The sequence below is a fragment of the Mycobacterium asiaticum DSM 44297 genome, assembly GCF_000613245.1.
Lineage (GTDB): Bacteria > Actinomycetota > Actinomycetes > Mycobacteriales > Mycobacteriaceae > Mycobacterium > Mycobacterium asiaticum.
In genome coordinates this window covers 277,515-289,940 of sequence record NZ_HG964939.1, presented here as the reverse complement: position 1 = coordinate 289,940, position 12,426 = coordinate 277,515, and the positions used below count along the sequence as shown (strand labels likewise).

At 61.5% G+C, this 12,426-nt stretch carries 13 protein-coding genes and 1 tRNA gene; 4 read left to right on the top strand and 10 right to left on the bottom strand.

The window, feature by feature from the left end:
- Positions 1 to 5 precede the first annotated feature (5 nt).
- Complete coding sequence (locus BN972_RS25295; RefSeq protein ID WP_080697197.1) at positions 6 to 1,166, top strand: fatty acid desaturase family protein; 1,161 nt, start codon at positions 6 to 8, stop codon at positions 1,164 to 1,166.
- A gap of 132 nt (positions 1,167 to 1,298) precedes the next feature.
- A complete protein-coding gene (locus BN972_RS25290) occupies positions 1,299 to 2,075 on the top strand; it encodes a YoaK family protein (RefSeq protein ID WP_051545805.1) in 777 nt (258 codons plus the stop codon).
- Positions 2,076 to 2,373: 298 nt separating this feature from the next.
- Here the strand turns inward: BN972_RS25290 and BN972_RS25285 are convergent, their stop codons facing one another.
- Positions 2,374 to 2,682, bottom strand: coding sequence for a hypothetical protein (locus BN972_RS25285; protein WP_036364487.1), 309 nt, complete (start codon positions 2,680 to 2,682; stop codon positions 2,374 to 2,376).
- A gap of 42 nt (positions 2,683 to 2,724) precedes the next feature.
- Complete coding sequence (locus BN972_RS25280; RefSeq protein WP_142277045.1) at positions 2,725 to 3,063, bottom strand: hypothetical protein; 339 nt, start codon at positions 3,061 to 3,063, stop codon at positions 2,725 to 2,727.
- Between the two features lie 535 nt (positions 3,064 to 3,598).
- Here BN972_RS25280 and BN972_RS25275 point away from each other — a divergent pair.
- Positions 3,599 to 4,324, top strand: coding sequence for an HK97 family phage prohead protease (locus BN972_RS25275; RefSeq protein ID WP_036364481.1), 726 nt, complete (start codon positions 3,599 to 3,601; stop codon positions 4,322 to 4,324).
- Between the two features lie 199 nt (positions 4,325 to 4,523).
- Positions 4,524 to 4,721, top strand: coding sequence for a hypothetical protein (locus BN972_RS25270; protein WP_036364479.1), 198 nt, complete (start codon positions 4,524 to 4,526; stop codon positions 4,719 to 4,721).
- A 137-nt stretch (positions 4,722 to 4,858) separates the two neighbouring features.
- On the opposite strand, the gene BN972_RS25265 is transcribed toward BN972_RS25270, so the two are convergent.
- From BN972_RS25265 to BN972_RS25235, 8 genes are all read right to left on the bottom strand, one after another.
- Positions 4,859 to 5,116 carry a hypothetical protein gene (locus BN972_RS25265; RefSeq protein ID WP_036364476.1) on the bottom strand — a complete coding sequence of 86 codons (258 nt, stop codon included), beginning with the start codon at positions 5,114 to 5,116 and terminating at the stop codon, positions 4,859 to 4,861.
- Positions 5,117 to 6,052: 936 nt separating this feature from the next.
- Complete coding sequence (locus BN972_RS28595) at positions 6,053 to 6,700, bottom strand: HNH endonuclease (RefSeq protein ID WP_142277046.1); 648 nt, start codon at positions 6,698 to 6,700, stop codon at positions 6,053 to 6,055.
- Positions 6,700 to 8,085: an AAA family ATPase gene (locus BN972_RS25260; RefSeq protein WP_158086299.1), complete on the bottom strand. Its 1,386-nt coding sequence runs from the start codon at positions 8,083 to 8,085 to the stop codon at positions 6,700 to 6,702. Before BN972_RS25260 ends, BN972_RS28595 begins: the two co-directional genes overlap by 1 nt.
- 214 nt (positions 8,086 to 8,299) lie before the next feature.
- A tRNA-Arg gene (locus BN972_RS25255) sits at positions 8,300 to 8,372 on the bottom strand.
- 39 nt (positions 8,373 to 8,411) lie between these two features.
- Positions 8,412 to 9,242, bottom strand: coding sequence for an LLM class F420-dependent oxidoreductase (locus BN972_RS25250; protein ID WP_051545804.1), 831 nt, complete (start codon positions 9,240 to 9,242; stop codon positions 8,412 to 8,414).
- Positions 9,243 to 10,316, bottom strand: a complete 1,074-nt coding sequence (locus BN972_RS25245; protein ID WP_036364469.1) for a poly-gamma-glutamate hydrolase family protein — start codon at positions 10,314 to 10,316, stop codon at positions 9,243 to 9,245.
- Positions 10,316 to 11,596, bottom strand: a complete 1,281-nt coding sequence (locus tag BN972_RS25240; RefSeq protein ID WP_235192605.1) for an Nramp family divalent metal transporter — start codon at positions 11,594 to 11,596, stop codon at positions 10,316 to 10,318. The genes BN972_RS25245 and BN972_RS25240 overlap by 1 nt, the downstream gene beginning before the upstream one ends.
- Positions 11,597 to 11,635: 39 nt before the next feature.
- Positions 11,636 to 12,349: an SDR family oxidoreductase gene (locus tag BN972_RS25235; RefSeq protein ID WP_036364464.1), complete on the bottom strand. Its 714-nt coding sequence runs from the start codon at positions 12,347 to 12,349 to the stop codon at positions 11,636 to 11,638.
- Positions 12,350 to 12,426: the final 77 nt, after the last annotated feature.

Here is a 12,426-nt window from a genome sequence, read left to right as displayed (position 1 = left end):
CCGATATGACTGCCACACAAGCTAATCCGGCGGCCCACCTGTCCGACAAAGACATCGAAGACCTGGGCCGCGAACTCGACGCCATCCGCGAACACGTGTTGGCCGGCCGCGGTGAACGCGACGCCGCCTATATCCGCAAAGTCATCGACGGGCAGCGTCGGCTCGAACTGGCCAGCCGCGCGGTGTTGCTCTTCTCGCTGTTCCCGCCCGCCTGGCTGATTGGCACGGCAGGGCTATCGGTCTCCAAGATCATCGAGAACATGGAGATCGGGCACAACGTCATGCATGGCCAGTGGGACTGGATGCGCGACCCGAAAATTCATTCCACCACCTGGGAATGGGACAACGCCTCGCCGGCGGAGATGTGGAAGCACTCACACAACGAGGTCCACCACACTTACACAAACGTGCTGGGCAAGGATCACGACCTGGGCTACGGCATCATGCGTGTCGATGAGGATCAACGCTGGAAGCCGTTCTATCTCGCCCAGCCGTTATGGAACTTCATAAACGCCTGCCTGTTTCAATACGGCATCGCCGCATACGATCTCCAGATCGGCAGGTACCTGCAGGGCCGCAGTGACAAGGCGGAGTTCCGGCGCCAGGGCAAGAAGGTAATTGCCAAAGTGCGCAAGCACGTAGTGCGTGACTATGTGCTGCATCCGTTGCTGTCCGGTCCGTCGGCTGTTACTACGGTGACCGCCAACCTCACCGCCAACCTGGTGCGGAACCTGTGGACGCACTCGGTAATCATGTGCGGGCACTTCCCTGAGGGTGTGCAGACCTACGAGAAGACATCCATCGATGGCGAAACACGGGGCCAGTGGTACCTGCGACAAATGCTGGGCTCGGCCAACATCTCCGGAAACGCCTTGCTGCACTTCATGACCGGCAACTTGTCTTTCCAAATCGAGCATCACCTCTACCCCGACCTGCCCAGTAACCGTTACCAGGAAATTGCGCCGAAGGTGCAGGAGCTGTTCGAAAGATATGGCCTGACTTACACCACGGGCTCGCTGCCGCGTCAGGTCACATCCGCGTGGAAGAAAGTGTTTCGCCTGTCGCTGCCCAATGACGTTGGGCACACCGCGGCCAAGGCCATCCAGCCGGCAGCCATCAGAGCTGCGGTTTTCGCCAAGCCGCGCCGCACGGTGCGGGCAGCGTAGCTTTTGCGAAGTCTATGAAGCCGATTCGTCGACGGGTGCGATGGCTACCCGGCTGGTAGCTTCGTGTTGGAGCGGCGAAAAGTTGCCAACAGAAATGGTTAAGTAGCTTTCTATTCGGGTATGGGGGGAACGATGTCGCCGCGAAAGGACGCTGCCGCCAATGCCGAGTCCGCTTCCCCGAAGTTGGTGCTGAGTTTCAGCGCTGTACTCGCACTCACCGCGGGCTTTGTAAACGCAGTCGGCATCCTGATTTTCGCTTTCCCGGTCGGCAACGTCACGGCCGTCACGACTCAGCTGGGCATGAACACCGCCAACCCCTGGCTGTATGAGGGCCATCTGCTGGCGGGAATCGTGCTTGGATTTCTCACGGGGGCGGCGATAGCGGGAGCGGTTCTTGCGCCGACCCGGGCATTGCTAGGACCACGTCAAGCGGCCGTCTTGATACTTGAGGCGATCCTGCTGGTACTGGTTGCCACCGGATTGGAAGTCGCCGGGCTCAAGACGCAGATTGCAGCGGTGGGTATCGAGCCGTCCGTCGTCCATGCCGTCGTGACTGCGGCCGCGTTGGGCATGCAGAACGCGTTGACCTCGAACTTCCGCGGTATGGCCGTGCGCACTACGCACTTCACCGGAACCATCACCGACCTCGGCCTGATGATCGGCCGCAGTCGGGTGCATGGAATCGAGAAGTGGAAGGCCATGATCCTCTCGGCCACCTTTGTCCTGTTCCTGGCGGGCGGCGTGGCCGGGTTGCTGGCCGGCGCGCGGTTCGGTGGGTACGCCCTGTTACTTCCCGCGGCGATCTGCGTAGTGGTCGCGGCCGCCGGCGCGGTCCACAGTCAGGCGCAACGCGTGCGCGTCGTGGGCGACGTCGATGAGCCCGAGGATGTTGAGGCCAAGGCGGCATAGCGCCTCCGGCGTCGCGCTTCCGTCGCCGAGCGTGTGGCTTATGTACGTGTTCCGGCCCTTTCGGGTACATAAGGCGCACGCTCGACGCGCGTCGAGGCGGCGTCGCGCTGTCAGTCTTCGCCGAGCGTGTGGCTTATGTACGTGTTCCGGCCGTTTCGGGTACATAAGGCGCACGCTCGACGCGCGTCGAGGCGGCGTCGCGCTGTCAGTCTTCGCCGAGCGTGTGGCTTATGTACGTGTTCCGGCCGTTTTGCGTACATAAGGCGCACGCTCGACGCGCTTTTGGCAGGCACTTTGGTCAGCAGGGCTTCGGGATGAACAGCGCCCAACACACCACCGGCGGTGGTGGTGGCGGCGCATCGGCCAAGATCCCCGGCGACACATTGCCCTGGCCGGCCGGGACGATGTAGTAGACGTGGCACACATTCCAGTCCCAATTAGGTGGGCTGGTGATGAACGCGCCGCCGGGTTCCCCACGTGGGTCGTCGCCGGGGCACCAATGCCGTTCTCCGTCGGCGTCGGCAACCCCCGAGCCGACGCCCAGCGCCGCCATGCCCAAGCCGGCTGCAGCCAAAGCGGTTGTCCCGAACCGCGCCAAGCGAATCATCGTTGATTCCTTTCTCTCTTCCCCCCGTTGGCTACGGACCCCTCACGGTCGGCAGGTCAGGATGGGAATGCACTGCAGCGACGGTGGCCGCGGTGGCGGAAAGCCTTCGATGATCGTCGAGTCGGTCAAGGGGCTGTTCTCATCGAAGTACCAGGGGTGGCACACGCTGCGGTCCCAGTCCGGCATGTGCTTCATTTCCGGTGAGCCCGGACACCACTGGTAGGTGCAACTGTTGGTCGGGCTCGGCGTGGTACTCCCGTCCTGGCACACCATCGGCGCGGGCTGCGCCGCGGCGGTGGCTTGAGTCAACCCCAGGGACAGGGTCGCCAGGCCCCCGGACAGCACCACCCAGGCCGTAATCTGCTTCAGCGAAGTGCTCAACGTTGTCTGCCTTTCGTGCGTGGCTTGTTGAGCTCAGCTTTGCGTGGCGCGCATGCCGGATCTTCGCGTGATTCTTGCGAATTTCTTGTGCCCGTCGGACGGTGTCACATCGGGTAGTTGCGCACTTCGATGTCATTGGGCCACCTGGTAGCCGGACTCCCAGAAATCGATGACGTACCCACCGGTGCGAAAGTGCGCGGCCCGCTCAACCGAGGTTGGTTTGTGACCGATTTGCGCAGCCAGTACGCGAGCGTCGAGCCGGCCACGGTTAGCTCCCTCATCTAGGGACTGTCACGGATCAACCGAAACAACTGTCAAGCATCAGCCGACGTAATACACAGAAAAAGTGCCCCCGGCAGGATTCGAAAGTGCCGGTACGTAAAACTAGCAAACCCACGCTATCCCGCTGGAATGCCATCTAACAGCACCGATACTGCTGAGCCATTTGACTCAGCAATTGCCGACTCGCCAAACGGTGCCAAAATCGCCCGTGGGGAACGCACGAAGAATGCACGGCGCGGCGAAGGGCAGGTAGATGGCGGGCAAAAAGGGCATGCGAATGCGCAGCTGGGGCACACTGCGGCGGCTCCCGTCCGGTCGGTTCAAGCCACGTACGTCGGCCCAGACCTGGCGCGCCACGCCGCACCGATCACGTACCATCGGCGGCTATGCGCTGACTTTCGACCAGCCGTCAAACCTGTTGCCTGGCGCAATGATCAAAGGCAGCCCAGCGCCCCCGTCAGCATTGCTCGGCGGGTTTATTGAACAGGTTGCGCCGTCGTTCTGCGACCAGGCGCGGGCCAACAACTTCGCCAGCATCATTTGCCGCTACAACCGCGATGACAATCTGGTGCTGGGCAATGTGGACGCTGACACGTTGGGCGTCAGTGTGGATGGGCGCGGGATGGACTACACCGTTGACGTTCCCGAATGGCCCGGTCCGCCTTACCTTTTGGAGATGGTGGCGAGGGGCGATGTCAGGCACTTGTCGTTCACGTTCTGTAATGCGCAGGACGAGTGGGACTACCGCGACGGCATGCCGGTGCGGACGCTGCTGGGTGGCGACATCAGGGATGTCGCACCTGTCGCGTCGGCCGCGTATCCAGATTCTTCTGTAGCGCTCAGAAGCTTGGCCCAGCACAAGCAAGCGCCGTTCGGATGTTGCACGCCTTGCGGAAAACGCGGCAATTGTCGAGGCTGTTCACGCGGTCTGACCGGCCAGCACTTGCAGGAACCATTGCGGGCTGCATGGCGATGGTGAAAACGCTTGCAGCGCAATACCCCGAGGTCGCGGCAGTCAACAACACGCGCAGACGGCTGGAACTGACCGAGATGGCGATTCCCGCGCACGAGAGGCCTACGACTCACGGTAGGGACGCGCTGATAGCAGTGTTGCGGCTCAGGCGGTTTGATAACTAGCTGAGTCAACCGACTCAGCCGGATCAAATGAAAGGCGAACGATGGCGGCCAAATCCAACGATACGGCGAAGATCATAATGCGCGGCGAAATCTACGGACTCTTTGAGAACCGACCGGGCGTCAAACGCGGTGACGTTCTCGAACTGCCGCAAGACCACGCCGAGCGTTGCGTGAAAAGCGGTATCGCGCAATACGATTTGACCGGCGAACTCGGCACGATGTACGCGGACGCCCACTGAGCAGCCCGCCGTGCCGGTCAGCGTCAAACGGCGTCCAGCACAACCGACTCGTGATTCGTTCCGATATTCATCGTCACGGGCTGCCATCATAATTACGCCAGCGGATACTCAGCGCAGCCCTCACCAATCCTTTTTACTTACGACAGGTAACCGGTTTTGAGATAGCGTTCGATTTTCGCGAGTTTGTCCTGGCCGTTGACGCGGGTCCAGTCGCGGTTGCCCTCCCGGATCCATCCGGTGCGGACACCACCTCTGCTGGTGTAGAAGACGCGGACAGCGACACCATCACGCTGCCACTCATCGACAGCGCCAAGGTATCCGGTGCGCTCAGACTGCTCGACTGCTTGCCATCCGCGACTGAGAGCAATCGAGGTGAGTAACTCGGATGCGGTCATGTTGCGGCTCGTTCCCGGGCATAGTCGGGGTTTGTTATTGCGGAAGAAGGGCAGTAGGTCTGCAGAAAACACTGGTCGCACCGAGGCGCACGGGGACGGCAGATTGTTCGGCCCACCTTCCAAAGAGGAAGGTCAAAGATGCCGGGAAAGTCAGGGTTAAGCTCACGAGCCGCATATATTGCCTCGCTTGCTCCGCCGCCTTGGCCTACCAAGCCAAGGCGAGACATCACACGAACGACCTGCACGTCTGCGGAGATGTCGATGTAACGCGTATCCGCGACGTGCACTCGAAAATCCCGTACCAAGATGTTTGTCGCCATCGTGGCAATCTTCGGACCTGCGCCATGGAATTCAAGGAATCGCCGGACAAGCCGGGCGCTCGGCGGGGCGTCCCCCCATATACGTGCTGCATCAGCGCCGTAGTGCTGAATGATCCGAGTCGTTGCACGGTAAGGACGACGCCTATGACGTCAGGGAATCTATGCACTGGCCGAGGTTGCCGAAGCACGCGTACCCAGTCGTCGTCGCTGAACTGTGCAAGCTCGTGTAGCTCGAACGTGCTCACGCGTTCCCTGATGCGTAACGGAATCTTCCATGCCAGCTCAGCCGGCACTCGACGAGCAACCAGGCAAGCAAAGACAAGAGTGTGGGGTGAGCAGGTGAGATCAATTAACATTGCGTCCGCTTCTAAATCACCCGTGAATCGAACCCCACCGCGGCGCGGCGCATCTAGCATTCTGCGGCCCGCATCGACTAGTACGGCGCATATCGCCTCTGTTCGCTCAGGTGTCACGTCTCCATCCGTCATGAATTTAGGACCCTATGCCCGCGAGGCCTCTTTCGGCGACGCGACGCATAGCTGATACCAGGTCCAGGTTATGCTTGGTCGGAGCCGCTGCACAAAGGTCCGAACCCGCCTGCTGAATTGGCAGTGGATCAACCATTCAAATCGAGATCGATGCCACATTGACGAAGGGTTGCTAAGACAGTCTTCTGGTACGGACCATTACTCGCATCCTCAACGATCATCGCAAACAGCGCATCTTTGACTGCGGTACCTGATGCTCGCTTCCAACTGTCAACGAGTGACAATACTGCTTTTATGCGATTATACCTTTGATCGGCCAAGGGTTGTCGCGACAATCCGAGATATTTAACTGTGAGCAATCCGCGATCAGAACCAGGGGCTGGCATAATCAAGTGTCCTAGATAAATTAGGTGATCATCTGGATCGTCTTCGTAAGGATTTAAAAGCGGAGACGCTAAAGAATAGAAGTCAAGCTTCGTATTATTGCAAATCTCGCAGATTAAGGTCAGGTTGCTCCATGCAACCACCAAATGTGGAAAGTCGGACTTCGGCCATATGTGCTCGACATGTGGATAGTTAACAATCGCCATAGTTGAATCGCAATAGGCGCAGCGGCCGGATGTTTCATACGCCAATGTCGCTTTGATCTGCGGATGGCGCCATCTAGTCGGCAGATTTTTCTCACCCGCTGCCCGCAATGCCACATATTCGTTGGTCCACGGAGCTTCTTTCTCAACAAGGATCGGTGGCTTCGGAGCCTTCGCTAGTTGGCGCACTAGGCAGATTCGCCTGCGTCCAGATAGTGCTCGAGAGCAATGGGAAGTTCGTCGATAAGGCCGTTATCTTCCAATTCGTCCTTCAAGGCACGAACCGAATCGCCTGTTACGGGCTTATCGATATATTTGGACATAATCAAATCAAATCGCTGCTCAGCCCACACTGGCCTCGTAGTGGTCAAGCCCAGCACATCTGTCAGTGTTCTCTCCGCAGACCGAGCCTTATTAGCGAAATCCAATACGATGGAATCGACTCGATTTTCTTCGTTGTACCTAAGTACATATACGCGTGCATCCGGTGCAGCGGTGACGATGAACGGACTATGGGTCGCGACGATAAAGTTGACGCCGGGAAATGCCTCTAGCAAGCCTGGAATCAGTGTCCGCTGCAAAGAGGGATGTAGGTGGTTCTCTGGTTCATCGAAGCAAACGGTGAATGTCGGTGATATGGAGGAGCGTAAGTGGATTTGCCAAGCCAGCTCGAATAACGCGTTCATACCGCCCGATATCGCGTCTATGGCAAAACGCCCCGTCAGCGTCTCGAGAATAACTTCGGGAGGCTCTGCGACCAATCTTTGGAAGCCGAGAGAGTCCGGAAGGATGATACGCAGGACTTCTTGAAATCCCGTCCACACGTGATGAGCGTCCTCGTCTGAAGTAACGGCCGAATTACCTTCGCCGTACAATGCCGCCGCGATTAGCGCCTCTTTCATTCGAAGCATGACTGGCCTGATCGTTTGTGCACCACGGTTCGGGAACATTGCCTGCCGTAATTCACCAATATATTCGTCCAAAATCTGTTCGGCACGTGCGAATCTCGCCGGTATAGTAGTTAATTGTTGATATGCGCTTAAACTACGGTGAGATGAAAGGTACAGACCGTCGACAGTCTTTTCGTCTTCGAGGTTTATCGCGTATTGCATTCCTTGACTAAGCAACGGCGCCTGGATAACAGCATGACTTCCATCTCTATATGTCAGATGGCCAATCTTAGCTTGCGGGACACTTCGTTCGTGTTCGGGCATAACCACCCGATCGTGGAGAATGCTTTCGAGCATGCGGATGTAGCTGTCATCTAGCTTGTCATCCCGCGCCAGGATTTCCACAATACGCATTAGGTCGACGGGATGAACGTCAAGCGTACGAAATTCGTGTCCTGACTCAAGTTTCAGCGTAGCGGGACTGGCAAGGAAGTTTGTGTACCAATTAAAGTGGCGACCGAGGATATTTAGCAGCGTAGTCTTTCCTGCGCCATTGGCCCCAGTGATTACCGTGAGTCGAGTTGACAAGTCGATTTCGACAAATCCGAACTGCCTGAACCCGTACAGCGTCAGCCGCTGAAATCCATCGACTTTAGGCGGCGTCGGCGGGCGGCCTGCTCCCATAGCTTGGCATCGTACAGACGACGACATCCGGCGTAAGACGTGCAGCCGGTACTTTACGGTTCGTCTGACTGCCAATGGCCCGAACTAGCCTGGCTCATCAGGAATCCTGTCAGGGCTTCAGCTCCGGTCTGACCTGCGGCAGCAAAGACGCACGGAGAATGCATTTCGGGATTGCCCGACCGCAAAAACATGCTCTGACCAGGCAAGGAACCTGTGCCCCCGGCAGGATTCGAACCTGCGACACCGGCTTTAGGAGAGCCGTGCTCTATCCCCTGAGCTACGAGGGCGGACCCGCTGAGCTTACCGGTCGCCGCAAAAACCAAGCTTCAGCGCAGTTCCGCCATCACTTTGGCGAAGTTGTCGATGTGGTTGTCCTGCACGGTGAAGTGCGTGATCCCGTATTTCTCCCGGTGGCTCGACAGCTTCTCGGCCATCTCGCGCGGGGAACCGCTGAGCACCGAATGCATGGCCAGCAGCTGTTCGTCGGACAAGTCCGGCGCGTTACGGCGGGTCAGCGAGAGGTTGGGGACCGTCTCACCCTCGCGCGGCACCGCGGTGATCACCAGGTTCAACTCGAGCGTTTCGAACCGGTCGCCGGCGGCGGCGCGAACGAAGTCGATGCGCTCGGCGAGCGGGTCGTCCACGTCTCGCACGCGGGCTCCGGTCAGGGCGACGATGTCGGCGTGTCGCGCGGCCAGGGTCATCACCCGGTCACCGCTGCCGGCCACCATGATCGGCACTCGGGGGTGGTGCTCTTTGAGGTAGCCGGTCATGTGTTCCAGATAGTCGACCCGGGCTCCCGCGCTGGGATAGGGCAGCTCGGCGGCCTCGAATTCCTCACGCACGTAACCGGTTCCGAGGCCAACCTCCAGCCGCTCGTCGCTGAGTAGGTCGAGGGCCCCGATGTCCCGGCTCAACAGCGCCGGCTTGTAAAACGCGGCGTTGAGCACGTACATGCTCAGCCGGATCCGCTCGGTGACCATCGCGGCCGCCGTCAGCGTCGGAAACGGTGCCGCCGCACCGAGATGGTCTGGCACACAGAGGATGTCGAAGCCGAGATCCTCCGCCCGCCTCGCCGTATCCACCAAAGCCTCGCGGGACTTGAAGTAGCGAATGCTCACGCCGAAGCGAAAATCCTTGGCCACCAACCACTCCATTCAACGATGGGAAGAAATCTGCCACGACCGCGCCGCGGCCGCCAAACCTTTGATCAATCCGGCAGTGACCGGTGACAAACCATCCGCACCCGGCAGGGGACTGCGCGGGCTCAGGCCGCGGACCCGGACCGGAAGCTCGAGCTGGGTCCCGCCGCCGCGCACCCTGTTGACCGGGTTGTCCGGATGCAGGCCGCGCAGTTTCCCGGGTATCACGTCGAGATCGGTGACAACTTGGTACCCGGGCAGGCGAACATGGGCGGCCACGTGCGCGGCCAGATCGCGATTTCGCCCGCCGGCCAGCAGTTGTGTCTCGCGTCCGATCCGGCCGTAGCCATGCAGCGACACCGCCACGTCGACGTGTTCGAGGAACTCGGCCAACCGCGCGGATTCGGCCGGATCGAATCGCGACGACGGCAGATGGTTGGTGTATTGGTCGGGGTGACGTAGCACATACACCGAGGCGTCGACGGCGTCGGCGGCCCGCTCGGCGATGACGTCGGTCATCTGTTCCAGTCCGCCGCCATGAATGGCCAGGAACCCGAAGCGGGATCGCAGCCGGCTCACCTCGACTATCCCCGGTTCTCTGAGTAACTCCGAAAGGGACTGCGGCCCAGTGCCATTGGGCGACATGGGTTGCGGCCACCGGGCAGGGTCCCAGCGGTGCAGAAAGTCGATCCAGCGTTGCGGCAGACCGTGGTGGGTGGCGCCGTCGATGATCCGCGAGAGGTAACCGGGCCGGGGCGGGCCGGGCGTCACCCGATGGTCGATGTACACCCACGCCGGTTCCGGACCGGTGTGAGTGTGCACGGTCAGCTCATCGCGCCGGTATCGCACCGGCACTCCTTCGGCGCTGTCCAGGACGGTCAGGTCGTGATCGGAGAGTTGCCACACCACACCGTGCACCTCATTGCCCGCGGACGGCTCGACGGTGGCCACGCCGCGCTGGTTGATCAGCCAGCCGTGATCGCACAGCACCGCCGGTCGCGGGTCGATGGCGTCCGGGCAGCGTCTCGCCATCTGGTTCACACACAGGTTGGAGCCGTATGCGAAGTAGGGGTGCCGGCGGACCGGCATCAGCCCGTCGCGGTGAGGTAGATCAGCGCCACGTTAAGCAGACTAATCATCACGGCGACCACCCAGCCAACGATGGTCGTGGCCCGGTGGTTGGTGTCGCCGCCCATGAGTTCGTGGTTGCCCGTCAGTCGGATCAGCGGCAACACCGCGAACGGGATTCCGAACGACAGCACCACCTGCGAGAGCACCAGCGTCCGGGTGGGATCGACGTTCAGTGACAGCAGGGTTATCGCCGGGCACAGCGTGACCAGGCGGCGCACCAGCATCGGCACCGACCAGTGCAACAGCCCCTGCATGATCATGGCGCCGGCGTACGCCCCCACCGATGAGGACGCCAGCCCCGACGCAAGCAACCCGACGGCGAACAGCACCGCGATCGTCGGGCCCATGGTGTCGCGGACCGCCGCGTAGGCGGCTTCGATGGAACCGACATCCCCGTGACCGCGCATGTTGTAGGCAGCGACCAGCAGCATCGCGGCGTTGACTCCCCCGGCGATCACCATGGCCACGCCGACGTCCCAGCGGGTGATGCGCAGTAACCGTCGTCGGGTCGGCCCGGGCGCGGGATGCCCGTGCCGGTCGCGGGCCAGCCCGGAATGCAGATACACGGCGTGGGGCATCACGGTGGCGCCCAGGATGGCCGCGGCCAGCAGCACGCTCTCGGCGCCTTGGAAGCGCGGCACCAGCCCGCTCAGCACGTCGCCGGCCGGGGGTGTCGCGACGAAGAAGCTCGCGGTGAAGCCGACGGCGATGATCAGCAGCAATCCGGTGATGACCGTCTCGAACAGGCGCTGCCCCCGACGGTCCTTGATGGTCAACAACAGCAGCGAGATGACGCCGGTGATGAGCCCGCCGACCGGTAACGGCAGGCCGAACAGGATGCGCAGCGCGACCGCCCCGCCGATCACTTCGGCGACGTCGGTGGACATCGCGACGATTTCGGCTTGCGCCCAGTACCCGAGCCGGGCCGGTCGCCCCATGCGCTCGCCGATCGCCTCGGGAAGCGACCGTCCAGTGACCAATCCGAGTTTCGCCGAGAGGTATTGCACCAGGCCGGCCATCACGTTGGCGGCGACTATGACCCACAGCAGCAGGTAGCCGAACTGGGTGCCGGAGCTGACGTTGGCCGCGACGTTGCCCGGGTCCACGTAGGCGATCGCGGCAACGAACGCGGGCCCCAGCAGGTACCAGCTCGCCCGGTCCGACGTTGCGGTTTCCTGCGCCAATGCACCAGCCTTCGGCAGTCGAGGAAGCGATTCCGAATGAAAAAGTGAGGGTATCCGAAACGTTCCCCGCCGCGGCTGCGGGCCGCCGCGCGCCTACCCGGCGCTGATGCTGCCGCCGCCGTCCACCCGCAGCACCTGGCCCGTCAGGTATCCGGCGTCTTCATCCAGCAACGCGCAGATCACGTGCGCGATCTCCGCGGGAGAGCCGACCCGGCCCATCGGGATGGCGCTTAGCAGGCGGGCCTCGCGCTCGGACCCGACCGGGCTGCGCTCGCGGTACATCTCCGTCTCGATCGGGCCCGGTGCGACGGCGTTTACGGTGATGCCGCTCGCCGCAAGTTCGGCCGCCCAAATGCGCGTGCAGGTTTCCAGCGCGGCCTTCGCCGCGGCGTAGGGGGTGCGCTCGCGGGTGCCCCGCGTTGTCAGGCTGCTGACATTGACGATCCGGCCCCATCCGGCCGCGGTCATGCCCGGCAGCACCGCTTGCACCACCTGCACCGCGGTGCGCACGTTCATGTCATAGGTCGAGAAGAGGTCGTCCAGCTCGATCGAGCCGATGCGGCCGAACCGGGCGAACCCGACGTTGTTCACCACCGCGTCGACCGTGCCGTCGGCCACCACTTGCTGCAACGTCGCGGCCGTGGCCGCCCGGTCGGCCAGGTCGACCGGGTAGCTCGGCCCAGGAAAATCCGCAGGCGCGGTTCGCGCCAGGCCGATCGGTTCGTTTCCGCTAGCGGCCACCCGGTCGGCCACCGCGCGGCCGATCCCCTTGGACGCGCCGGTGATCAGCACCCTTCGTCTGGGCATGACGTACCCCTATCGCCGGTGATGCTTCAGTCTGCGCCCCGACGCGCTCGCTCGGGTATGGCCCAGCGGACAGAATT

Excerpts from the sequence above, each read along its gene's own strand:
- BN972_RS25295 (WP_080697197.1), top strand. The coding sequence starts at position 6 with ATGACTGCCACACAAGCTAATCCGGCGGCCCACCTGTCCGACAAAGAC.
- BN972_RS25290 (WP_051545805.1), top strand. The coding sequence starts at position 1,299 with ATGTCGCCGCGAAAGGACGCTGCCGCCAATGCCGAGTCCGCTTCCCCG.
- BN972_RS25285 (WP_036364487.1), bottom strand. The coding sequence starts at position 2,682 with ATGATTCGCTTGGCGCGGTTCGGGACAACCGCTTTGGCTGCAGCCGGC.
- BN972_RS25275 (WP_036364481.1), top strand. The coding sequence starts at position 3,599 with ATGGCGGGCAAAAAGGGCATGCGAATGCGCAGCTGGGGCACACTGCGG.
- BN972_RS25270 (WP_036364479.1), top strand. The coding sequence starts at position 4,524 with ATGGCGGCCAAATCCAACGATACGGCGAAGATCATAATGCGCGGCGAA.
- BN972_RS25265 (WP_036364476.1), bottom strand. The coding sequence starts at position 5,116 with ATGACCGCATCCGAGTTACTCACCTCGATTGCTCTCAGTCGCGGATGG.
- BN972_RS25260 (WP_158086299.1), bottom strand. The coding sequence starts at position 8,085 with ATGGGAGCAGGCCGCCCGCCGACGCCGCCTAAAGTCGATGGATTTCAG.
- BN972_RS25250 (WP_051545804.1), bottom strand. The coding sequence starts at position 9,242 with ATGGAGTGGTTGGTGGCCAAGGATTTTCGCTTCGGCGTGAGCATTCGC.
- BN972_RS25245 (WP_036364469.1), bottom strand. The coding sequence starts at position 10,316 with ATGCCGGTCCGCCGGCACCCCTACTTCGCATACGGCTCCAACCTGTGT.
- BN972_RS25235 (WP_036364464.1), bottom strand. The coding sequence starts at position 12,349 with ATGCCCAGACGAAGGGTGCTGATCACCGGCGCGTCCAAGGGGATCGGC.